This is a genomic window from Kineosporiaceae bacterium SCSIO 59966 (assembly GCA_020881835.1).
In the GTDB taxonomy this organism is placed as follows: Bacteria; Actinomycetota; Actinomycetes; order Actinomycetales; family SCSIO-59966; genus SCSIO-59966.
Genome location: CP052876.1, coordinates 2,630,055 through 2,651,835 on the forward strand (window position 1 = coordinate 2,630,055; position 21,781 = coordinate 2,651,835).

The window sequence follows — 21,781 nt, forward strand, 5'->3', positions numbered from 1 at the left end:
CACCGACGAACCGGAGGCACGATTGACCACTGAGATGACCACGCCCCCGCACGACCCGTGGGCACAGCGCCCCCCGACCGAGCCACCCGGGCCGCAGCAGCCGGCCGAGGAGCGCCGGCGGGGACCGGGCTGGGGCGGCACCATCGCCGCCGCCGTCCTGTCCGCGCTGCTCGCGGCCGGTGGCACGGCCGGCCTTGTCACCGCCCTGGACGACGACCCTTCCCCGGCCCCGCCGGCGGCGGGCACCGAGTCCGACCAGGAGACCACCGACCAGTCCGACGCGGCGTCGTCCGCACCCGCTCCCGCCGGCCAGGTCGACTGGACGCCGGTCGCCGAGCGGGTCGCGCCGAGCGTCGTGAGCATCGACGTCCGGGGCCGCACGGGCGCCGGGCAGGGGTCCGGTGTGGTCATCGACGACGCGGGGCACGTGCTGACGAACAACCACGTCGTGGCCGGCGGCGGCAGCGGTGCACAGGTCCGGATCTCCCTCGACGACGGGCGGGTGCTCGACGCAGAGGTGCTCGGCACCGACCCGGCGACCGACCTCGCCGTGCTGGCCGTCCCGGACATGCCGGACGACGTCCCGGCGATCGACGTCGGGGACTCCGGCGCGGTGCAGGTGGGCCAGCCGGTGATGGCGCTCGGCAACCCGCTCGGCCTGTCGCAGACGATCACCACGGGCATCGTCAGCGCCGTGGACCGCCCGGTGACGACGCAGAGCGTGGGCGGTCAGCCGTTCGAGCCCGGCCTGCCCGTGGTGACGAACGCGATCCAGACCGACGCGGCGATCAACCCGGGCAACTCCGGCGGTGCGCTCGTGGACGCCGCCGGGCGCCTCATCGGGATCAACTCCGCCATCGCGTCCCTCGGCCAGGGCGGTCAGGCCGGTTCGATCGGGCTCGGTTTCGCCATCCCCGTCGACCAGGCGCAGTGGGTGTCCCAGTCGCTCATCGAGACGGGCGCCGTCGAGCACGCCTACCTCGGCGTCTCCCTGGAGAACGCTGTCGTGGAGGTCGACGGTGTCGCCCGAGAGGCCGCCGGAATCGCCACCGTCGTGCCGGGGACCCCGGCCGAGCAGGCCGGGCTGCGGGTCGGCGAGGCGGTCGTCGCGGTGGACGGCGAGCCCGTGCCCGGTGCCGAGTCGCTCGTCGCCCAGGTCCGCGAGCGCCAGCCCGGCACGGAGGTCACCCTGTCGGTGGTCGGCCGGGACGGTGAGGTCCGTGAGGTGACGGTGGAGTTCGGCGTCCGGCCCTGAGCCGGGGACGGAGTGGTCGTGGAGCACCTGCTGGACCAGTTCACCGCCGCGGTCGGCGCCGCCGGGGGCAGCGCCCCGGCGGCCGACGTCGAGGCGGCCGGGATGGACGTACTGCGCCGGTGGTCCGAGCCGCACCGCGGCTACCACGACGTCGAGCACCTCACCGAGGTCCTCGGCCGGCTCGACGAGCTCGCCGACCACGGGGTGCCGGTGCCCGTCGAGGCCTACCTCGGGGCCTGGTTCCACGACGCCGTCCACGAGGGCCGGGCCGGGGACGACGAGCGCGAGTCCGCCGAGCTGGCGGCCAAGGAGCTCGCGGCGCTCGGTGTGCCGGACGACGTGGCCCGGCGGGTCGCTGGGCTCGTCCTCGTCACCGCCGGCCACCGGGTGCCGCCCGGCGACGAGGCGGCGGCGGCGCTCTGCGACGCGGACCTCGCCGTTCTCGCCGCGGACGCCGAGCGGTACGCCCGCTACGTCGCCGGGGTGCGCCGCGAGTACCCCGGCCTGGACGACGCCACCTTCGCTGCCGGACGCGCGGCCGTGCTGCGGGACCTGCTCGACCGGCCGGCCCTGTTCAGCACCGCGGTCGGGCGGGAGCGGTGGGAGGCCCGGGCCCGCCGCAACGTCGCGCTCGAGCTCGCTGCCCTTGACGGGCCGGGGACGCCTGTGGACAACGCCGGCGGGTGAGCGGCGTCTGCGCCTAGCGTCGTACCGCGAGGCCGACCACAGGCACAGGACAGGCACAGGGAGGAGCACGAGATGAGCCGTTTCGAGGTGGACAGCGCCCGGGTGGCGGCGGCGAGCGCCGCTGTCAACGGGTCGGTGGGGGCGATCTCCACCGAGGTGGACCGGATGATGCGCAACCTGCTGGACCTGCAGAACAGCTGGCGCGGGACGGCGGCCACGCAGTTCCAGGGACTCGTCACCGACTGGCGCGGCACCCAGGAGCGGGTCCGGCAGTCGCTCGAGGACATCTCCCGGGCGCTGCAGGCGGCCGGTCAGCAGTACGCGGAGGTGGAGCAGGCCAACACGCGGATGTTCACCCGCTGAGGCGGCGCACCGCCCTGGCGCTCCGCCGTGGCCGGAGCGCCAGGGCGGACCCCCAACCCCCACTCGTGATCATGCAATCCCGCCACCCCACCCCACTCGTGATCATGCAATCCCGCCACCCGGCGCAGGCGCCCCTTCCCGTCAACCGCGGACCTGCCAGCGCAGGTACTCGTGCTCCCCGAGGAGCTCGAGCCGGCGCCACAGCACGCTACCCGGGACCGCCTGGCTGGGGTGGCACGCGACGGCCCGGTGCTGCAGGGTCCGTTCCACCGTCAGGACGACGTCGATGTCGGCGTCGTCGTGCCCGACGAACGGGGCGCCGTACTCGACCCGCAGCCGCTCGGCCACCGTGCGAGGGACCGTCCAGCCCAGGACCGGCAGGTCGAGCCGGACGGCTGCCGCGGTGGCGGCGGCGTGGTCGGCGTGACCGGTGACGCCGGTGAGGTCGAAGCCGACCAGTCCGTCGGCGTCCGCGGCCCGGACGGCGCGCAGGACGTCGTCCGTGAGCCGGTCGGCCGGCACGTCCTGCAGTGCGCCGTCGGGGTGGTCGAGCAGGGTCACCGCGTCCAGGCCGAGCACCTCGGCGGCGTCGGCGAGCTCCCGGGCCCGCAGCTCGGCGAGGTCACCGGCGACGCCGTGCAGGGTCGAGGCCTCCCCGCGGGTTAGGCACAGCACCGACACTCGGGCGCCGGCGGTGGCGAAGGACGCGAGGACCGCACCCAGGGCGAAGGACTCGTCGTCCGGGTGGGCGACGACGGCCAGCACGGACCGCCAGGACGGCAGGGTGGTCACGGGCATCACGCGGCTCCGGGGTCCGAGGTCTCCAGCGGGCGGCCGGCGACCCGCCACTCCAGCAGGCCGTCGCGGCTTCGGCGAGCGGGCCGGCCGCGGGCGGCGAGCAGCCGGAGGGCGTCGTGGGCCAAAGCGCAGTACCGGCCACGGCAGTAGACGAGGACCTCCCGGTCCGCCGGCAGCTCGGCGAGCCGGTCGGCGAGCTGCTCGAGCGGGATGCCCAGTGCCCCTGGCAGGTGACCGGCGGCGTACTCGACCTCGGGCCGGACGTCGAGGAGGACGGCGTCCCCAGTCTGCACGGCGGCGAGCAGCTCATCGACGCCGACGGCGGCGTCGTCCGCCGCTCCCAGGTAGGCGTCACCGGCCGCGTCCACACTCGGACGGTGCGCGGCCGCCACGCCGCGCAGCGCCTGCCACAGCGCGGCGACGTCGTCCCCGGCCAGGGCGTAGCGCACCCGCTTGCCGTCGCGCCGGGAGACGACTAGGCCCGACTCGCGCAGAACCTGCAGGTGAGCCGAGCAGGTGCTCAGCCCGAGCCCCGCGGCACGAGCCAGGTCGTCGACGCTCCGGGACCCCTGCGCCAGCAGGTCGAGCAGCTCCAGACGCTTCGGGCTGCCGAGCGCCTTGCCGACGGCCGCGAACTCCGCGAACAACGCGTCCTTGGCGGCACGGTCAGCCATCGGTGACCTCCACGGCCCTGCGCGCACCCACCGGGTCATGCGTCTCGTACATCCGCACCGCGACGACCAGGGCGGACAGCAGGCTAACCGCCGCGGCGGCCCACACCGCGGCACGCAGGTCCCACAGATCCGCCACGACACCACCGGCGACAGCACCGACGGCGTAGCCCAGGTCCCGCCAGACCCGGTACACGCCGACGGCCCGGCCCCGCCAGACGGGATGAGCCACGTCCCCGACGACGGCCAACAAGGTCGGGTAGACCATCGCCGTCCCGTGCCGGGGGCTTCGTTGAGGCCCCTCGCCAGCCCCCACAGCCGCGGGGCCGACGAGGTCGATCTTCATGATGACGATGGTCCCCAGTCCGGCGCCCAGATGAGCAGCAGCGGCACCGGGACGGCGAGCAGCCAGCCACCGACGAGCACGGGCTTGCGCCGGTGGTGGACCGATCAAAGTTGCGAACGGCGAATCAGTTGAACGGCAGGGCATGACCACCGACACCCTTCTCGCCCAGTCCGCCATCGACCAGCTCACCTCAGGCGCCCACACCCTCGTCGTCGAAGGATCCTCCTACCGCGAACGCGAGCGTACTCGGTGTTGCTCCAGGGACTGGAGGTCCGCCATACTCAGCAACACCCCAAGGTGGTCCCATGCTCGTGACAACACGATGGTCTTATCACCCTGACGATCGACAGACGCCTTCCTCCGGACCGACACGGCCGTTCCCACAGGCCACGGGCAGGGAGTCCGTGTCCGTCTACAGGGAGATTGGCATGTCCACTAGCACAACGGTTTACGGGAGAAGGAGATGCGTCGATACCTACTCTTTGACAGTGGTTGCTCACTGTGTTCGAGAGTCGCTGACGAGATCAAGACGGCCGCCCGCGGCTGGCTAGACGTGCGAAGCCTGCGCGACCCCGCCATGCAGGAGATTCTGGACAAGGCCGATCCCGATTGGAAATGGCGTCCAACGCTGCTCCTCATCGAAGACGATCGGGTTCGCATCGTCCAGGGTGCGACGCTGCTCTCCCGGATCGCGATCGGAATCGGGCCCCGGCAAGCAATGCGGATCGCTTCACTTGTCGGCGAGCAGAGCACGCCCGCGGACGCATCCTCACCAGGTCGACGCACGTTCCTGATGTCAGCGGCGGCCGGTGTCGCGACACTAGCTGGCGCAGCGATCCTCGGTCGGCCCGCACCGGCTGCCGCGCAATCTTCGGGCGCGATGGCCGCCGATGACAAACTCGTGGCGCAAGCACGAGCCACATCCCAGATCACGGAACTTGAGCAGGCCATCGCCGTGGACTTCGACCTCGAGCCCCTGGGGACCGTGCGTCATTTCGATGGCGGCAAGAGCGAGACTCTGCTGTTCTACCCATCCAAGGACGACCCCGACAATGTGGCAGCTGCTCTCGTTCTGGCGCAAGACAGTGCGAACAAGACGGTGGCCGGAGCGACGAAGGTGACCCGGGCTGGAGATGCGCCACAGGACTGGGACTTTGAGGTGCTCGTCACCTCCGACGGAAACACCGTGACCCCCACGGGGGTACCCGAGTACACCGGATGCATGGTTACCTGCGTCGCCGGGCTCTGCGCGCCCACCGTGGTGCTGACCTGCTCACGACTGATCTTCGCCGCTGCGATCCTAGCCTGCATCACCGCTAGTTGCGGATCCCGAGTGGCGCCCTGTCACCGCGGATGCGTTCACCTACTCTGATCAACGAACGTCGATATCAGCGAATTCGGTGCTGTCCGGCCAACATGAGACAAAGAGATCTAATGAGTGAAAACCTTGTGGACAGGTTGCTCGCGCAAGCTGGAGCCCGATTCACCTGGCGTATGACCAGCCAAGACCGTGGCTTGATCGCATACGGTCGAGGCGTCGTCGACTTCCAAGCCGAGAAAATTGCGACGGTGGACTACTACCTCGTGGCCGACGAACCCAGCCCCAACCACGTGACTAGCAAAGCGAAGCCACCGGCGACGCGAACGATCACCAATCGAGACGCCATCTTCGTGCTCGCCCCAACCGAGGACGCCGACGAGGAATGGCTTGCATTCGAGACCGGCGCCGGCGGGCTGTCCGCGTCCGTTCTGGCCCCACTCCTGTGGCTTCGAGGTAGCGTCGTCAAGGTTCAGGACGACCTCATACAGGCCGGTGAGCATGCGCTCACGATCGACTTCCAAGAATACCTGGACCAACTCGATTCCACGGAACGCGTCACCGAGCGTAGCATGCTGGAATTTGGCCGCGTCGGACTCTCCGGACAACAGATCAACGCGACTATACGGGTCAACGAGAGGGGACTCGTCGAAAGAATGACCACGTCCTTCCCCCCGGGCGTATCCCCACTAATCCCCGTCGGGCACGAACAAGTCGAACAAGAAATCGTCTTGGAGTGGCTGCCCGTCAGGCCAGCGATCCCAACTCCTGATGCGCACATGAGAGTGTCCGCTGGCAATTTTCTTCGAGCGACCCTCATCGAATCAGGCGTGCCTGGTTGGGGAGACGAGACGGAATAGTGCTGCCAATCTATCGATGGGTTTCCCCGCCTTCGCTTGTCATCACCATCGCCTCCTCGGAGGAGAACGCGCCCGTCACGCGGAAGAAGACGTTCGGGTTCCACCCGTCGCTGGCGTTCCTCGACCGCCCCGAGATCGCCGGCGGGGAGGCTCTGGCCGGGCTGCTGGTAACGCCGGGTCGAACACCGCCGCCGACCACGTCGCCGTGCTAGACACGGCACTGGCGGCCCTGCCCGAGCACCCCGGCCCGGAGGTCTCCAGCGGGCGGCCGGCGACCCGCCACTCCAGCAGGCCGTCGCGGCTTCGGCGAGCGGGCCGGCCGCGGGCGGCGAGCAGCCGGAGGGCGTCGTGGGCCAAAGCGCAGTACCGGCCACGGCAGTAGACGAGGACCTCCCGGTCCGCCGGCAGCTCGGCGAGCCGGTCGGCGAGCTGCTCGAGCGGGATGCCCAGTGCCCCTGGCAGGTGACCGGCGGCGTACTCGACCTCGGGCCGGACGTCGAGGAGGACGGCGTCCCCAGTCTGCACGGCGGCGAGCAGCTCATCGACGCCGACGGCGGCGTCGTCCGCCGCTCCCAGGTAGGCGTCACCGGCCGCGTCCACACTCGGACGGTGCGCGGCCGCCACGCCGCGCAGCGCCTGCCACAGCGCGGCGACGTCGTCCCCGGCCAGGGCGTAGCGCACCCGCTTGCCGTCGCGCCGGGAGACGACTAGGCCCGACTCGCGCAGAACCTGCAGGTGAGCCGAGCAGGTGCTCAGCCCGAGCCCCGCGGCACGAGCCAGGTCGTCGACGCTCCGGGACCCCTGCGCCAGCAGGTCGAGCAGCTCCAGACGCTTCGGGCTGCCGAGCGCCTTGCCGACGGCCGCGAACTCCGCGAACAACGCGTCCTTGGCGGCACGGTCAGCCATCGGTGACCTCCACGGCCCTGCGCGCACCCACCGGGTCATGCGTCTCGTACATCCGCACCGCGACGACCAGGGCGGACAGCAGGCTAACCGCCGCGGCGGCCCACACCGCGGCACGCAGGTCCCACAGATCCGCCACGACACCACCGGCGACAGCACCGACGGCGTAGCCCAGGTCCCGCCAGACCCGGTACACGCCGACGGCCCGGCCCCGCCAGACGGGATGAGCCACGTCCCCGACGACGGCCAACAAGGTCGGGTAGACCATCGCCGTCCCGGCCCCGAGGACGACGGTGCCCACGGCCCAGGGCGTGAACGCGTCGGCCGAGGCGATAACGGCGAGCGCAGCGGCCTGCGTGGCCATCCCGGCGGTGACGAGGTGCTTGCGGCCCCACCGGTCGGACAGCGCGCCGGTGAGCAGCTGACCCACCCCCCACACCGCCGGGTACAGCGCGAAGAGCAGGCCGACCCGGTCGACCGGCAGCCCCGACCCGGCGAACAGCAGCGGGAACAGCCCCCAGGACAGACCGAAGTTGAGGTTGTTCACCAGGCCGGCCTGGCTCGCCGAGGACAGCGCCGGCTCGCGCAGGCTCGTCTGCAGCACAACCTCGCGACCGGTGAGACCTCCGTGCAGGTGGTCGTGGCGACCGTCGGCTCGCGGGACGTGACGGGACGCCTCCAGCGAGGCGTGCCCGCGGGTCTCCCGGACGACGAGCGTGGACAGGCCGAGGGCCAGGCCGGTGTAGGCGAGGCCGAGGAGGAACGGCGCCGGCCGCAGGCCGTACTCCGCAGCCAGGTAGCCGGCGGCGACCGAGGTCACGGCGACCGCGCCGTAGCCGGCAGCCTCGTTGAGGCCCATCGCCAGCCCCCGCCGCCGCGGGCCGACGAGGTCGATCTTCATGATGACGGTGGTCGACCAGGTCAGTCCCTGGCTCAGGCCGAGCAGGACGTTGGCTGCCACCACCCAGCCCCAGTCCGGTGCCCAGATGAGAAGCAGCGGCACCGGGACGGCGAGCAGCCAGCCACCGACGAGCACGGGCTTGCGCCCGTGGCGGTCCGACAGCTCGCCAGCCGCGTAGTTGGCGGCAGCCTTGGCCACGCCGAACGCGGCGACGTAGCTGAAGATGAACGTGTAGCCGGTGACGCCCAGCTCACGCTCGGCGAGCAGCGGCAGAACCGTCTGCTGCTGGCCGACCATCCCGCCGACGAGGGCGTTGACGGCCACGAGCAGCGTGAACTGAGCGGCGTTCGCGCGCAGGCCGAGGACGGGACGAGTCTCGGACACCCGTCCGACGCTACATCATTCCATTGAGCATTGGAATGATTGAGTGTCGGCAATGACGCGACGACCACCACGACGGCTCAGTCGCAACCTCGCCGGGTCAGCCACCACGTGACCAGGGCAGTGATGAGGACGGCGACCGCTGTCGTGCCGTACCGCTCCACCACCCCGGGGCCGAGGGCCGTCCCCAGGTCGAGGTCGGCGCTCCTCGTCCGGACCGCACTCTCCGCTGGTGGACGACCTGCTGGGCTGGTCGACGTCCCCTCCCTGGGCCCGGTGTCCCTGCCGTCCTGGTTCAACCAGCGACGCAGACCAGACTCGCTGATCCCGAGGTCCTTGGCGACCCGGGCGACGGAAGCGCCCGGCTGACGAGCCAGGTCGACAGCCCTCCGGCGGAACTCCGGCGGGTACGGTGCGGGCATCCCGGACTCCTCCAAGCAACGGATCAGGCGCGCCTCAGCGTGCGTGGCTCTTCAGTTCGCCAATTCTCCGGACCGGCTGACTCGTGGCTGGACACACCCACCAGGCGTCGTTGTCAATGACGCGTGGGTCCAGCGGATGCGCCCGGGGGTGCATCGGGCACTCGGGAACGCCAACTCGTAGTGTCTCGATCACGGCGTCTTGCACGCCGCTCGCGACGGCAGCTAGGCGCTCATGGTCAGGCTGAGCCGCATCTACCCCGAACCCGGTGACGACGTCGCCAACCACGACCTCGACTATCTCCTGCCCCGGCGCACCTGCACGTACTGACATGGCGAACTGGTAAGAGTCGACCATCCCCCAACATTCGTGATCATGCAATCCCGCCACCTCTTCCTGCCGCAGAATGCTGGATTCTGCACGACTCTCACGGCGTGTCGCGCCACCAACCCAGCATTCTGCGGGCCAGACGGTGGCCGCAGGGTGGCGGGATTGCATGATCACGGGGGGTTAGGGGGGTGCAGGGTGGCGGGATTGCATGATCACGGGGGGGGTTAGGGGCGGGGGTGGCGGCGGCGGGCCAGCCACCAGGTGACGACCGCGGTGACGACGACGGCGACCGCCGTCGTGCCGTACCGGCTCACCAGCGCCGGGCCGACGACCGATCCCAGGTCGAGCTCGGCGCTGGTCCTCCGGGTCGCCGGCGGCGCCAGCGGGCGCGGGGGCGGCGTGCTGGGAGCGGGCTTCGCGGCAGGCTCCCCCGGAGCGGCACCGCCGACCGCAAACTCCTGCGCGGCGGCAGGCTCCTGCGCGGCGACGGCCCGCTGAGCGGCGTCCTGGTCGGCGGACGGCACCGGCTCCCGAGCCTCCGCCTGCTCCGGCGAGGCCGCTGGCTGCTCAGCCTCCGCCGGCGCCGGAGCGCCCAGCGTCTCGGACAGGCAGGTCGCGAACTGCCCGAGCAGCTTGTCCCCGACGTCGGAGATCACGCCCCGGCCGAACTGGGCCGGCCGACCGGTGATCCGCAGGTCGGTGTCCACGACGCACCGGGTGCCCTCGCCCTCGGGCTCGAGCCGGGCGGTGATGGTGGCCGACGCCGTCCCGTTGCCACGCCTGTCCTTGCCGCTGGCCTCGATGACCGCGCGGTAGGCGTCCCGGTCCCGCTCGAGGAACCGCCCGGTCCCGGTGTAGTGCAGCGAGATCGGCCCGAGCCGCACCTTCGCCAGCCCGGTGAAGTCGTCGCCGTCCATGCTGGTCACCTCGGCGCCCGGCAGGCACGGGGCGATCCGCGGCAGGTCGTTGAACGCCTCCCACGCAGCCTCGACGGGCAGCGGGACGGTGAACGTGTGCTGAAGCTCCATCCCCTCAGGCTCCCGCAGCGGCCAGGACGGCGCGAGCGGTGAGCACCCCGGCGAGGTGGCGGCGGTACTCGGCGTCGCCGTTGGCGTCCTCGGGCGGCTGGGCGCCGTCCGCGGCGGCCGACGAGGCCTCCTTGACCGCCTCGGCCGTGACGGGCCGGCCGATCAGCGCCTGCTCCGCCGCGGTGGCCCGCACCGGCGTGGACCCCATGTTGGTCAGGCCGATCCGCGCCTCGGCGATGGTGCCGCCCTCGACCCGGACGGCGGCGGCGACCCCGACGATCGCCCACGCCTGCGCCACCCGGGAGAACTTCTCGTAGTGCGCGCCCCACCCGGTGTACTTCGGGACCCGCACCTCGACGAGCAGCTCGTCCTCCCCGACGGCCGTGGTGAACACGTCGAGGAAGAACTCCCGCGCCGGGACGGTGCGGCGTCCGCCCGGACCGGCGATGACCATCTCGGCGTCCAGGGCCAGCGCCGGGGCGGGCAGGTCCCCGGCCGGGTCGGCGTGCACGAGGGCGCCCCCGAACGTGCCGCGGTGACGTACCTGCGGGTCGGCCACGGTCTCGGTGGCCAGTGCGACGAGCAACGCGTGCTCGCGGACCAACGGGTCGCGGACGACGTCCGCGTGCGTGGTCATCGCGCCGATGACGATGGCGTCCCCGTCGTCCCGGACGCCGGACAGGTCGGCGGCCCGGGACAGGTCGACGACGACCTCGGGGGCGGCCAGGCGCATCCGCATCACCGGCAGCAGGCTCTGCCCGCCGCCGAGGACCTTGACGTCGGCCCCGGACGACGAGAGGTCACCGAGCAGCTGCACGGCAGCCTCGGCGGACTCCGGGGCGTGGTAGTCGAACCGGGCCGGGATCACCGGGCACCTCCCTGTGCGTCGAGGGTGTCGTCCTGGGCCCCGCTGACGGACTGCGAGGACTGGACCGGCTGCGCCCAGTGCTCGTCCTGGCGGGAGGTCTCCCCGCCGCCGGCGCCGTGCACCGCCCGCCACACCCGTTGCGGGGTCATCGGCATCTCGACGTCCTGCACCCCGTACGGGCGCAGGGCGTCGACGACGGCGTTGACCACCGCGGGGGTCGACGCGATCGTCCCGGCCTCCCCGACGCCCTTGACGCCCAGCGGGTTCGTCGTCGACGGGGTCTCGGTGCGGTCCAGGGTGAAGTGCGGCAGGTCCGGGGCACCCGGCAGGAGGTAGTCGACGAACGTCGCGGTCGTCAGCGTGCCCTGCTCGTCGTAGACGGCCTCCTCGTACAGCGCCTGCGCGATGCCCTGGGCCAGGCCGCCGTGCACCTGCCCCTCGACGATGAGCGGGTTCACCACCCGGCCGACGTCGTCCACCGCGACGTACCGGCGGATGGTGACCCGGCCCGTCTCGGTGTCGACCTCGGCCGCGCACAGGTGGGTGCCGTGCGGGTAGGAGAAGTTGTCCGGGTCGTAGGTGGCGTCGGAGTCCAGGCTCGGCTCGACGCCGTCCGGCAGGTCGTGGGCGGCGAACACGGCGAAGGCGACGTCGGCCATGCTCGTGCCCTTGTCGGTGCCGCGGACGGTGAACCGGCCGCCGGAGAACTCCAGGTCGTCGGGGTCGGCCTCGAGCATGTGGGCCGCGACGATTTTCGCCTTCTGGACGACCTTCTCAGCCGCCTTGACCACGGCGATCCCGCCGACGACGAGGGACCGCGAGCCGTAGGTGTCCATGCCCTTGTGGGCGATCTGGGTGTCGCCGTGCAGCACCTCGACGTCCTCGAACGGGACGCCGAGCTGGTCGGCGACGATCTGGCTCCACGCCGTCTCGTGGCCCTGGCCGTGCGCGCTCGAGCCGGTGAGGACCTCGACCTTGCCGGTGGGCAGCATCCGAATGCTCGCCGACTCCCAGCCGCCGGCGCTGTAGGACAGGGCGCCGAGCACCCGGGACGGGGCCAGCCCGCACATCTCGGTGAACGTCGAGACACCGATACCGAGCTGGACCGGGTCGCGGCGCTCGCGCCGCTCGGCCTGCTCGCGGCGCAGCTCGTCGTAGCCGAACAGCTCCTTGGCCCGGGCGGTGGCGGCCTCGTAGTTGCCGGAGTCGTACTCGAGCCCGGCGACCGTCGTGAACGGGAACTCCTCGTGCCGGATCCAGTTCCGCTCCCGGACGACGAGGGGGTCCTCGCCGAGCTCGGCGGCGAGCTCGTCCATGAGCCGCTCGATCGCGAACGTGGCCTCGGGTCGGCCGGCGCCGCGGTAGGCGTCGGTCCACGCCTTGTTGGTGAACACGTTCGTGCAGGTGAACCGGTAGGCGGGGAACTTGTAGATGGCGTTGAACATGAACGCGCCGAGGATCGGCACGCCCGGGGTGACCAGACCGAGGTAGGCGCCCATGTCGGCGAGCAGGTCGACCTTGAGGCCGGTGACCCGCCCGTCCTTGGTCGCCGCCAGCGTGAGCCGCTGCACCTGGTCGCGGCCGTGGTGAGCGGTGAGGATGGACTCGGTGCGGGTCTCGGTGTACTTCACCGGCTTGCCGAGCCGCTTGGCGACGAGCAGGGTCGCGACCTCCTCGGGGGTCACCTGCAGCTTGCCGCCGAACCCGCCGCCGACGTCGGGGGCGATGACCCGCAGCTTGCTCTCCGGCGTCCCGGTGGTCAGCGCGAGCATGACCCGCAGGATGTGAGGCACCTGGGTCGCCGACCACATCGTGATCTGCTCGCCGGTCGGGTCGACGACGACCGAGCGGGGCTCCATGAACGCCGGGACCAGCCGCTGCTGGCGGAACCGTCGCTCGATGACGACGCCCTCGCGCCGGGCGGTCTCGATGGCCGCGTCGACGTCGTCGCCGGTGCCGGCCGCGGCGGAGTCGAACACCCACGTCGCCGACGCGTTCGTGCCGAGGTCCGGGTGGGCCAGGTCGGCGCCGTCCTGCACGGCTGCCTCGATGTCGAGGACGACGGGCAGCTCCTCGTACTCGACGTCGACGAGCTCGAGGGCGTCCCGGGCGGCGGCCGCGCTGCGGGCGACGACGACCGCGACGGCCTCCCCCGCGAACGCCACCCGGTCCACGGCGAGGGCGGGGTGACGGGGCGACTTCATGTCCGGGGTGATCGGCCACGCGCACGGCAGGCTGCCCTGCTCGTCGTCCAGGTCCTGCCCGGTGAGCACGGCGACGACGCCCTCGGCCGCCCGCGCGGCCGACACGTCGATGCTGGTGATCCGGGCGTGGGCGAACGGGCTGCGCACGAACGCCGCGTGCAGCATCCCGGGCAGCACGATGTTGTCGGTCCAGCGGGTCCGGCCGGTGATGAGCCGGCGGTCCTCCTTGCGCCGCCGGGCGCGGCCGAGCTCGGCCCCCGAGCCGTCGGTGGCGGGGCGGTCCTCCAGGGTCGTCACAGCGCCCCCTCCTTCGTCCGGTCGTCGGCCGACCCGTTGGCGGCGGCGAGCACGGCGGCGACGATGTTCTGGTAGCCGGTGCAGCGGCACAGGTTGCCCTCGAGGCCCTCACGGACCTCGGTCTCGGTCGGTGACGGGTTCTCCTGGAGCAGCGCGGTCGCCGCCATGATCATCCCGGGCGTGCAGAACCCGCACTGCAGGGCGTGGTTCTCGTGGAAGGCCCGCTGGACGGGGTGCAGGTCGCCGTCCGGGGCCAGCCCCTCGATGGTCGTCACCTCGCAGCCGTCGGCCTGGACGGCGAGCACGTTGCAGGACTTCACGCTGCGCCCGTCGAGGTGGACCGTGCAGGCCCCGCAGTTGGACGTGTCGCAGCCGACCACCGTCCCCACCTTGCCGAGCGTCTCGCGCAGGTAGTGCACGAGCAGCGTGCGGGGCTCCACGTCGTCGGTGTACGAGACCCCGTCCACTGTCACGTTGATCCGTCGTGTCGTCACCGATCCGCCTCCACTGTGTGTCGTCCGGGTTACGGCGATCAAACGCGGTCCGGTGGCCTGCGCGCAAGGGGTCGGGCCAACTGGATCCGGATGTTCGGTCCGGACTGTGGGCACCGGCCCCGGCCAGTGGGTCAGTGCCGGTGGATGGCGCCGGCCGTCTCGGTGAGCCGGTCGCCGGTGCCACCCCACTCGGTGGAGATGATCTCGGCGGCGATGGAGACGGCGGTCTCCTCGGGGGTGCGGGCTCCGAGGTCGAGCCCGATCGGGGAGGACAGGCGAGTCAGCTCGTCGTCGGTGAGGCCGGCGTCGCGCAGCCGGGCGAGCCGGTCCTCGTGGGTGCGCCGGGACCCCATCGCCCCGATGTAGCCGACCTCGGGCAGTCGCAGGGCGACCTGCAGGACGGGGACGTCGAACTTGGGGTCGTGGGTGAGGACGGCGAGGACGGTGCGCCGGTCGATGCGGCCGGCCTCGGCCTCGGCGGCGAGGTAGCGGTGGGGCCAGGACACGACGACCTCGTCGGCGTCGGGGAACCGTGACCGGGTGGCGAACACCGGCCGGGCGTCGCACACCGTGACCCGGTAGCCGAGGAAGGTCCCGATCCGGGCCAGGGCGGCGGCGAAGTCGATGGCGCCGAAGACGATCATCCGCGGCCGGGGCGCGTACGACGAGACGAAGACCCGGGCGCCCTCCCCGCGGCGTTCGCCGTCCGGGCCGTAGCCGAGCGTCTCGGTGCGCCCGGCGGCCAGCAGGCCGCGGGCGTCGTCGGTGACGGCGGCGTCGAACCGGGGGGAGCCGAGGCTGCCCCGGGTCGGGGTGTCGGCGTCCTGCGGCCGGACGACGATCCGGGCCCCGACCCGGTCGGGGTCGGGGTGCTCCACGAGGGTGGCGACCGCGACCGGTCGGCCCGCCTCGACGTCGTCCGCGACCTCGTCGAGGTCGGGGAACGTCGCCGGGTCGACCTGCTCGACGAACACGTCGAGGATCCCGCCGCAGGTCAGGCCGACGGCGAAGGCGTCGTCGTCACTGACGCCGTAGCGCTGCAGGACCGGCCGGCCGCCGCCGAGCACCTGCTCGCCCAGCTCGTAGACGGCTCCCTCGACGCACCCGCCGGAGACCGAGCCGACCGCCTCGCCGTCCGGTCCGACGAGCATCGCCGCCCCCGCCTGCCGGGGCGCGGACTTCCAGGTCGCGACGACCGTTCCCATCGCGACCGGACGGCCCTCACGCCACCAGCCGAGGAGCTGCGGCAGGACGTCACGCACGGCGGACCACCTCCAGGACGTGCTCGAACGCGGCCATCGAGTGACCGGCCACGAAGTCGTCAACGTGGGGAAGCACCGCGGTGATCCCCTGCTGCACCGGCAGGTAGCCGGCCTTGCCCCGGTGCGGGTTGACCCACACCAGCCGGCGGGACAGCCGCTGCAGCCGCTGCACCTGCTCACCGAGCTGGGTGGCGTCGCCACGTTCCCAGCCGTCGGAGAAGACCACGAGGACGGCGCCCCGGGCCAGGCCGCGTTGGCCCCACCGGTCCGCGAACGCCTGCAGCACCTCGCCGAGCCGGGTGCCGCCGGACCAGTCCGGGACGAGCCGGCCGGCCGCGGCGAGCGCCGCCTCCGGGTCGCGGTGGGCGCGCAGCGCCGGGGTGAGACGGGTCAGCCTGGTGCCGACGGTGAACACCTCGACCCGGCCGCCGCCAGCCATCCCGGAGCGCAGCACCCGGTGGGCGAGGCGCAGCAGGGCGTCGGCGTACGGGGACATCGACCCGGACACGTCGACGAGCAGCACCACCCGCCGCGGGCGGGTGGTCCGCCGGCGCCACCGCACCGGCCCGACCTCGCCGCCGCGGCGCATCTGCTCGCGCAGGGTGCGCCGGGCGTCCATCTCACCGTGACCGGTGGGGCGACGCCGGGCCGCGCGCCGGTCGGGCAGGGTCACCGGGAGGGCAGCGAACAGGCGCGCCATCTGGGCCCGCTCGGCGGCGGACAGCTCGGCGACATCACGGTGCCGCAGCACCTCCGAGTCGCTGGCCACGGCCCGGACGACGTCGCTGCGGCCGTCGCCGCTCCCCTCCCCCTCGCCGGTGAGCGGCGCCGCAGGCACCACCCGGACCGGCGGCGCGCCGCGCCGTCCGCCTCGTTCCAGGCGGCCGGAGAACCAGGCGTCGAAGACCTTGTCGTAGACGGCGACGTCCTCGGGCTCGGAGCACAACGTGGCCCGACCGGCCCAGTACACGCCGTCGCGCGTGTCGGCGCCCACCTCCGCGACCGCGGCCACGAACGCGGCCGTCCGGTCGGCGGTGACGGCCAGGTCGGCGGCCCGCAGCGCCCGGGCGAAGCCGACCAGGGTCGTCTCGACGTCCACGGGCACGGCTACCCGGCCATGAGCCGGTCGAGCTGGTTGCGCACCCGGTCGGCGTCCTCGCGGTACTTCAGCACTGCACCGAGCGTCGTGGCCGCGACGTCCGGGTCCAGGTCGCTGCGCCCCAGGGCGTGCAGGGCGGCGGCCCAGTCGAGGGACTCGGCGACACCCGGCGGCTTGAGCAGGTCCTCGCCGCGCAGCCGGTGGACGGCGCGCGCCACCTGGTCGGCGAGCCGCTCCGGCAGCTCCGGCATCCGGGTCCGCAGGATCTCCACCTCGCGCTCCAGGCCGGGGTGCTCGACCCAGTGGTAGAGGCAGCGCCGCTTGAGGGCGTCGTGCACCTCCCGGGTGCGGTTGGAGGTCAGGACGACGAGCGGCGGGGTCTTCGCGTGGATCGTGCCCACCTCGGGGATGGTGACCGCGTTCGTCGAGAGCACCTCAAGCAGGAACGCCTCGAACTCGTCGTCCGCCCGGTCGATCTCGTCGACGAGAAGCACGGAGGGGGCGGTGCGCAGCGCCTGCAGGACGGGCCGCTCCAGCAGGAACCGCTCGGCGAACAGGTCCTGCTCCACGGCGCCGATGTCCATCCCGTCGGGGCCGCTGGTCGCCTCCAGGGCGCGCAGGTGCAGGACCTGCCGGGGGAAGTCCCAGTCGTAGAGCGCCTGGGTGGCGTCGATGCCCTCGTAGCACTGCAACCGGATCAGCGTGGCGCCCAGGGTCTGCGCCAGCGCCTCGGCGAGCGCCGTCTTGCCGGTGCCGGGCTCTCCTTCGAGCAGGATCGGCCGGTGCAGTCGCAGGGCGAGCCAGGCGACGGTGGCCAGTCCCTCGTCGGCGAGGTAGCCGGTCTCACGCAGCGCGTCGGCGAGCGCGGCCGGGGTCTGCAGCTGGTCGGTGCTGTGGCTCACCCCCGCAGCATCCCTCATCCGGACGCCGTCGGGGAGGGCGGTGCCTGACAACTGGGGGCCGCGGACTTACCCTGGCGGGGTGACGGTCCCACTCGGCATGCCGCGGCTGCGTGGTGGCACTGCGCCCGGCCTGCCGGCCGACCGGCCTGCCGACCCGCGGCTCGTCGACCAGTTCGGCCGCGCGGCGACCGACCTGCGGGTGTCGCTGACCGACCGGTGCAACCTGCGCTGCGCGTACTGCATGCCCGAGGAGGGACTGCAGTGGATGGCCGACGAGCGGGTCCTCACCGACGACGAGGTGGTGCGACTCGTCACTCTGGCGGTGCAGCGGTTCGGCGTCGACGAGGTGCGGTTCACCGGTGGTGAGCCGCTGCTGCGCCGCGGCCTGGAGGACATCATCGCGGCCACGTCCGCGCTGCGGACCGCTCAGGGGCGCGCACCGGAGACGTCTCTGACGACGAACGGGCTGGGCCTGGCCCGCCGAGCCGACCGGCTCGCCGCCGCGGGGCTGACCCGGCTCAACGTCTCCCTCGACACCCTGCGCGCCGACCGGTTCCGCACCATCACCCACCGGGACCGGCTCGACGACGTGCTCGACGGGGCCCGGGCCGCGGCGCGGGCGGGCCTGGCACCGGTGAAGATCAACACCGTGCTGCTGCGCGGCATCAACGACGACGAGGCACCGGACCTGCTGCGCTGGGCGCTGCGGGAGGGCTACCAGCTGCGCTTCATCGAGCAGATGCCGCTCGACCCGCAGGGCGCCTGGGACCGCGACTCGATGGTGACGGCCGACGAGATCCTCGCCCACCTGGAGGCCGAGTTCGACCTGCACCACGACGACCCGGCGACCCGCGGCTCTGCCCCGGCGGAGACCTGGCACGTCACCGACGGGACGCACATCGGCACGGTCGGGATCATCGCGTCGGTGACCCGGCCGTTCTGCGGGGACTGCGACCGAACCCGGCTGACCGCCGACGGGCAGGTCCGGAACTGCCTGTTCGCGACGTCCGAGACCGACCTGCGGACGCTGCTGCGCGACGGCGCCTCCGACGACGAGATCGCCGACGCGTGGCGGGCGGCGATGTGGGGCAAGCGTCCCGGGCACGGGATCGACGACCCGTCGTTCCTGCACCCCACCCGCCCGATGTCCGCCATCGGCGGCTGACCGGTGCCGCTTCGAAGGAGCCTGCTCTCGTGATCGTCTCGGTGCGCTACTTCGCCGGCGCGGCGGCCGCGGCCGGCGTCCCGGAGGAGAAGGTGGAGGTGCCCTCGGGCACCACGGTGTCGGCGCTGTGCGAGCACCTGGCCGGCCGGCACCCGCGGCTGGCGCCGGTGCTCGAGGTGGCGAGCGTGCTCGTCGACGAGGTGAGCGCGCGCGACCGCGACGCCGTCGTGCCGGACGGCGCCGCGGTCGACGTGCTGCCCCCGTTCGCGGGCGGTTAGGGCCGGTCAGGGCCCCTCGGGCAGCGGGTCCTCGCTGGTCGACTCCGCGCTCGCCGGGTTCTCACTGACCGGATTCTCGGCAGCCGACGGTTCCGGAGGTCCCGACGCTTCCGGCGGTGCCTCGCCCAGGGACTCCTTGCCGACGGGCTCCTCGGGCAACTTCTCGGTGGGCAGGTTCACCTCGTCGCCGGCTGGCTCCTCGGACGGAACCTCACCCGCCGGCTCTTCCGCAGCGGTCTTGCCCGTCGGTTGCTCGGCGGCTCCGGTCCCTTCCCCGGTCGCCGGTTCCTCCGGCTGGGGTGCGACCGCCGCCTCCGGCTCGCTCAGGCGGAGGCTGGTCAGCTCCTCGCTCTGCCGCTCCTCGCAGTTGTCGATGACGTCCGCAGGGCTGGTGTCCCGTAGGCAGTCATCCATGCCGTCCCCACCGTCGAGGTGATCCTTGCCGTTGCCACCGTCCAGAGTGTCGTCCCCGGGGCCGCCGTCGAGGACATCCTGGCCGTTGCCACCGACGAGGACGTCGTTCCCCGACCCGCCGTAGAGATGGTCCTTGCCGTTCTCTCCGCCGTCGACGACGTCGTCGCCGGCGCCGCCCACGAGGACGTCGTCCTGGTTGCCGCCGTCGAGATCGTCGTTACCGTCGCCGCCGAGGACGACGTCGCCCTGGTTGCCACCGGCGAGCACGTCGTCGCCGGGGCCGCCGACGATGCAGTCCCGTCCGTTGGAGCCGATGATCGTGTCGTTTCCGCCGAGCCCCAGGATGAGGTACCCGAGGGCCCTCTCGCCCGGCGTGCCCGTTGCCTCGTACCTGTCGGCGCCGTCGGTGAGGACGATGATCCGATTGGCAGGGAACTCGTCCAGGCCGGCGGCAGTGCACTCACTCGGCGGCTTAGGCGCGGCGATGGCAGCGGCGCCGACCGTGAGGGTGCCGGTGGCGTAGTCGGTGAAGGCCCTCCCACCGTCGGACTGCACCGCGGTGACGGTGAGCAGGTCGGTGGACGTGAGCTGGCTGTACCGGTGATCGGTGTCGTCGGTGAGACGCAGGTGCAGCGTCACGGTCGTTTCGCCACCGGGAGCCAGGCCGGCGGCAAGCTCGATGTCTGGCGTCTCGTCAAGGTCGCAGTAGGACACCCACGTCTCGCCGTCGGTGCTGACCTGCAGCTCGCCGCCATCGACCGGCGTTCCATCCCTCTTGCACCACGCGGACTGAGACGGGTCGATGTCGAGGGCGATATCTGCGGGGATAGTGCCGGCGTACTCCACCGTGAGGCTCACGCTCGCGGGCACCCCCGGCATGAGGTCGTCGACGGTCAAGTCGTACCCGGGGTCGCCGGCCCCGACGACGACGGTTGCGGCCCCGACCGCGTTGTCCGGGACGACGGCGAAGTCCGAGAACGCGGCCCACGTCGTCCCCGTCGCCCCGGCGGCGGCGAGCGCGATGACGCCGAGCGCGCCGGCGGTGCGGCGGGTTGTCGTCGGGTTTCTCATCGGTTTCCCCCTGAGGTGCCGCGGAGTCGTCGGCTGCCGGCGAGGACGGCTCCGCCGACGCCGAGCAGGACGAGACCGACTCCGAGGGCCGACGCCGCGTCGAGGCCGGTGCGGGGCAGGCCCAGGACGATTCCGTCGCTGACCTGACCGGGGGTCACCGGTGGCCCGTACCGGGTGCCCAGCACGGCGGTGCCGTCGCCGTCGGTGGTCCCGTCGCCACCCGTGGTCCCGCCGCCGTCCGTGGTCCCGTCACCACTGTCGGTGGGGTTCTCCGGGGTGGTCGGCTCGGGGTCGATGACCTCAGGCAGGACGCCGACGGCGGGTGTCTCGTCGACGCTGAGAAGCAGGTCGAACTCCGTCGAGTCGGTTTGGGTGACGTTGTCACCGGCGCGCTCGGTGTGGGTGACGTCGAGCACGACGCACAGGACGCCGCCGTCGTCCGGCAGGCCGGCGACGACCGGTTCGTCGGCGAGGTCGGGCAGGGTCGTCGTCGTGGTCGCGCCCTCGAGCGGCAGGCAGGCCCGGTCCGGCCCGCTCTCCCGACCGGGTGTCACACCGAGCACGAGGTACTGCGACAGCTCGCCTTCGCGGTCGCCGCAGCTGTCGTCCCCGGTGTTCGTCTCGGGTCGGTTGCAGCCGTTCTCATGATCGAGGAGGTCCTCGACACCGAGGCTCATGCGGCGGACGCGTTCGGGCTCCGGGCCGTCGAGCAGGATGACGGCCTGCCGGGTCGCCGTCGGGTAGAGGTCGGAGATGCGGACGGCGGTGGTGACCTGCCCGTCGTCGGTGCGGACGCTGACCCCGTCGACCGACGGGGTGTCGGCGGCGGCGACCACCGGCGCGCCCAGGACGACGAGCACCGCCAGCCCGAGGCCGGCGGTGGTACGGGCACCTCTCACTGCGCGCTCCTGACGTCGACGGGCACGGCTGGTTGTTCCGCGTCCTCGTCGTTGCTGGACTCCGATGATGCGGACTGTCGGGCGGCCCGGAGTCGGCGGACCGCTGCCGCGAGAAGCACGAGCCCGGCGCCGGCGGCGAGCAGCCCGACTGCCCGCGGACCCTTGACGAATTCGGACAGCGTCCCGAGGTACGGGACGTGGAACCACACCTCCCCGCGGACCGCGCCGGCGGGCACCGGGTCGATGTCCTCGCCCCGGTTGGCGTCCCCCTTGGTGACGAAGCTCAACGGGTCCGTGTCGTGCTGGACGCGGACCACTCGGTGGGTGACGAACTCCGCGACACCGGGCGCGGTCTGGAAGGTGATGACGTCACCGGCCTCCACCGCCTGCGGGTCGACCGGCTTGACGAGGACCACCGAGCCTGTGGGGATCGTCGGGCTCATCGATCCGCTGAGTACGGTCAACGGTACAGCGCCGGTGAGCCTCGGGATGACGACAAGGACGAGGAGAACGGCCAGACCTGCAAGACCGACGAAACCCGACACGATGTGCCGAGGCAGGTTGCGT

The 21,781-nt window shown here is 72.5% G+C and carries 22 protein-coding genes and 2 pseudogenes; 8 read left to right on the top strand and 16 right to left on the bottom strand.

Features of this window, described 5'->3' with window-relative positions; translation table 11 throughout:
* Window positions 1-34 precede the first annotated feature (34 nt).
* The 3 genes from HJG43_12275 (at window position 35) to HJG43_12285 (ending at window position 2,305) form a co-directional block, all read left to right on the top strand.
* Window positions 35-1,255: a trypsin-like serine protease gene (locus HJG43_12275; protein ID UER55190.1), complete on the top strand. Its 1,221-nt coding sequence runs from the start codon at window positions 35-37 to the stop codon at window positions 1,253-1,255.
* 18 nt (window positions 1,256-1,273) lie between these two features.
* Window positions 1,274-1,942 carry a metal-dependent phosphohydrolase gene (locus tag HJG43_12280; GenBank protein ID UER55191.1) on the top strand — a complete coding sequence of 223 codons (669 nt, stop codon included), beginning with the start codon at window positions 1,274-1,276 and terminating at the stop codon, window positions 1,940-1,942.
* A gap of 72 nt (window positions 1,943-2,014) precedes the next feature.
* Window positions 2,015-2,305, top strand: a complete 291-nt coding sequence (locus HJG43_12285) for a WXG100 family type VII secretion target (GenBank protein ID UER55192.1) — start codon at window positions 2,015-2,017, stop codon at window positions 2,303-2,305.
* Window positions 2,306-2,446: 141 nt separating this feature from the next.
* Here HJG43_12285 and HJG43_12290 read toward each other — a convergent pair whose 3' ends face one another.
* The 3 genes and pseudogenes from HJG43_12290 to HJG43_12300 all read right to left on the bottom strand — a co-directional run bounded on the left by HJG43_12290 (window position 2,447) and on the right by HJG43_12300 (window position 4,051).
* Window positions 2,447-3,103, bottom strand: a complete 657-nt coding sequence (locus HJG43_12290; protein UER55193.1) for a PIG-L family deacetylase — start codon at window positions 3,101-3,103, stop codon at window positions 2,447-2,449.
* Complete coding sequence (locus HJG43_12295; protein ID UER55194.1) at window positions 3,103-3,777, bottom strand: metalloregulator ArsR/SmtB family transcription factor; 675 nt, start codon at window positions 3,775-3,777, stop codon at window positions 3,103-3,105. The genes HJG43_12290 and HJG43_12295 overlap by 1 nt, the downstream gene beginning before the upstream one ends.
* Window positions 3,770-4,051, bottom strand: a pseudogene (locus HJG43_12300) (MFS transporter). The gene HJG43_12295 and the pseudogene HJG43_12300 overlap by 8 nt, the downstream one beginning before the upstream one ends.
* Window positions 4,052-4,262: 211 nt before the next feature.
* On the opposite strand from HJG43_12300, the pseudogene HJG43_12305 reads away from it, so the two are divergent.
* The 3 genes and pseudogenes from HJG43_12305 (at window position 4,263) to HJG43_12315 (ending at window position 6,298) form a co-directional block, all read left to right on the top strand.
* Window positions 4,263-4,370, top strand: a pseudogene (locus HJG43_12305) (ATP-binding protein).
* A 327-nt stretch (window positions 4,371-4,697) separates the two neighbouring features.
* Window positions 4,698-5,492, top strand: coding sequence for a hypothetical protein (locus HJG43_12310; GenBank protein UER55195.1), 795 nt, complete (start codon window positions 4,698-4,700; stop codon window positions 5,490-5,492).
* Window positions 5,493-5,614: 122 nt separating this feature from the next.
* Entirely contained in the window at window positions 5,615-6,298 is a 684-nt protein-coding gene (locus HJG43_12315; protein ID UER55196.1) for a hypothetical protein, read from the top strand.
* Window positions 6,299-6,373: 75 nt separating this feature from the next.
* Here HJG43_12315 and HJG43_12320 read toward each other — a convergent pair whose 3' ends face one another.
* The 10 genes from HJG43_12320 to HJG43_12365 form a co-directional block, all read right to left on the bottom strand.
* Window positions 6,374-7,204, bottom strand: a complete 831-nt coding sequence (locus tag HJG43_12320) for a metalloregulator ArsR/SmtB family transcription factor (protein ID UER55197.1) — start codon at window positions 7,202-7,204, stop codon at window positions 6,374-6,376.
* Window positions 7,197-8,486 (bottom strand): MFS transporter, encoded by a 1,290-nt coding sequence (locus tag HJG43_12325; protein ID UER55198.1) that lies wholly within the window; start codon window positions 8,484-8,486, stop codon window positions 7,197-7,199. The genes HJG43_12320 and HJG43_12325 overlap by 8 nt, the downstream gene beginning before the upstream one ends.
* Window positions 8,487-8,563: 77 nt before the next feature.
* Entirely contained in the window at window positions 8,564-8,905 is a 342-nt protein-coding gene (locus tag HJG43_12330) for a transposase (protein ID UER55199.1), read from the bottom strand.
* 552 nt (window positions 8,906-9,457) lie between these two features.
* Window positions 9,458-10,261, bottom strand: coding sequence for an SRPBCC family protein (locus HJG43_12335; GenBank protein ID UER55200.1), 804 nt, complete (start codon window positions 10,259-10,261; stop codon window positions 9,458-9,460).
* 4 nt (window positions 10,262-10,265) lie between these two features.
* Entirely contained in the window at window positions 10,266-11,129 is an 864-nt protein-coding gene (locus HJG43_12340; protein ID UER55201.1) for a xanthine dehydrogenase family protein subunit M, read from the bottom strand.
* Window positions 11,126-13,498, bottom strand: coding sequence for a xanthine dehydrogenase family protein (locus HJG43_12345; protein ID UER55944.1), 2,373 nt, complete (start codon window positions 13,496-13,498; stop codon window positions 11,126-11,128). The genes HJG43_12340 and HJG43_12345 overlap by 4 nt, the downstream gene beginning before the upstream one ends.
* A 128-nt stretch (window positions 13,499-13,626) precedes the next feature.
* A complete protein-coding gene (locus HJG43_12350) occupies window positions 13,627-14,124 on the bottom strand; it encodes a (2Fe-2S)-binding protein (protein ID UER55202.1) in 498 nt (165 codons plus the stop codon).
* A 131-nt stretch (window positions 14,125-14,255) separates the two neighbouring features.
* Entirely contained in the window at window positions 14,256-15,386 is a 1,131-nt protein-coding gene (locus tag HJG43_12355; GenBank protein ID UER55203.1) for an XshC-Cox1 family protein, read from the bottom strand.
* A complete protein-coding gene (locus HJG43_12360; GenBank protein ID UER55204.1) occupies window positions 15,379-16,491 on the bottom strand; it encodes a VWA domain-containing protein in 1,113 nt (370 codons plus the stop codon). Before HJG43_12360 ends, HJG43_12355 begins: the two co-directional genes overlap by 8 nt.
* A 2-nt stretch (window positions 16,492-16,493) precedes the next feature.
* Window positions 16,494-17,405 carry a MoxR family ATPase gene (locus tag HJG43_12365; GenBank protein ID UER55205.1) on the bottom strand — a complete coding sequence of 304 codons (912 nt, stop codon included), beginning with the start codon at window positions 17,403-17,405 and terminating at the stop codon, window positions 16,494-16,496.
* 112 nt (window positions 17,406-17,517) lie between these two features.
* Here HJG43_12365 and moaA point away from each other — a divergent pair, with 112 nt between their 5' ends.
* Complete coding sequence (moaA, locus tag HJG43_12370; GenBank protein ID UER55945.1) at window positions 17,518-18,552, top strand: GTP 3',8-cyclase MoaA; 1,035 nt, start codon at window positions 17,518-17,520, stop codon at window positions 18,550-18,552.
* Window positions 18,549-18,830, top strand: coding sequence for a MoaD/ThiS family protein (locus HJG43_12375; protein ID UER55946.1), 282 nt, complete (start codon window positions 18,549-18,551; stop codon window positions 18,828-18,830). Before moaA ends, HJG43_12375 begins: the two co-directional genes overlap by 4 nt.
* A gap of 6 nt (window positions 18,831-18,836) precedes the next feature.
* Here the strand turns inward: HJG43_12375 and HJG43_12380 are convergent, their stop codons facing one another.
* The 3 genes from HJG43_12380 to HJG43_12390 form a co-directional block, all read right to left on the bottom strand.
* The gene (locus HJG43_12380) at window positions 18,837-20,123 is read right to left on the bottom strand and encodes a hypothetical protein (protein UER55947.1); all 1,287 of its coding nucleotides are present in this window, start codon (window positions 20,121-20,123) and stop codon (window positions 18,837-18,839) included.
* 188 nt (window positions 20,124-20,311) lie between these two features.
* On the bottom strand, window positions 20,312-21,214 hold the full coding sequence (locus tag HJG43_12385) for a hypothetical protein (GenBank protein UER55206.1): 903 nt from the start codon (window positions 21,212-21,214) through the stop codon (window positions 20,312-20,314).
* The gene (locus tag HJG43_12390; GenBank protein UER55207.1) at window positions 21,211-21,759 is read right to left on the bottom strand and encodes a signal peptidase I; all 549 of its coding nucleotides are present in this window, start codon (window positions 21,757-21,759) and stop codon (window positions 21,211-21,213) included. Before HJG43_12390 ends, HJG43_12385 begins: the two co-directional genes overlap by 4 nt.
* Window positions 21,760-21,781: the final 22 nt, after the last annotated feature.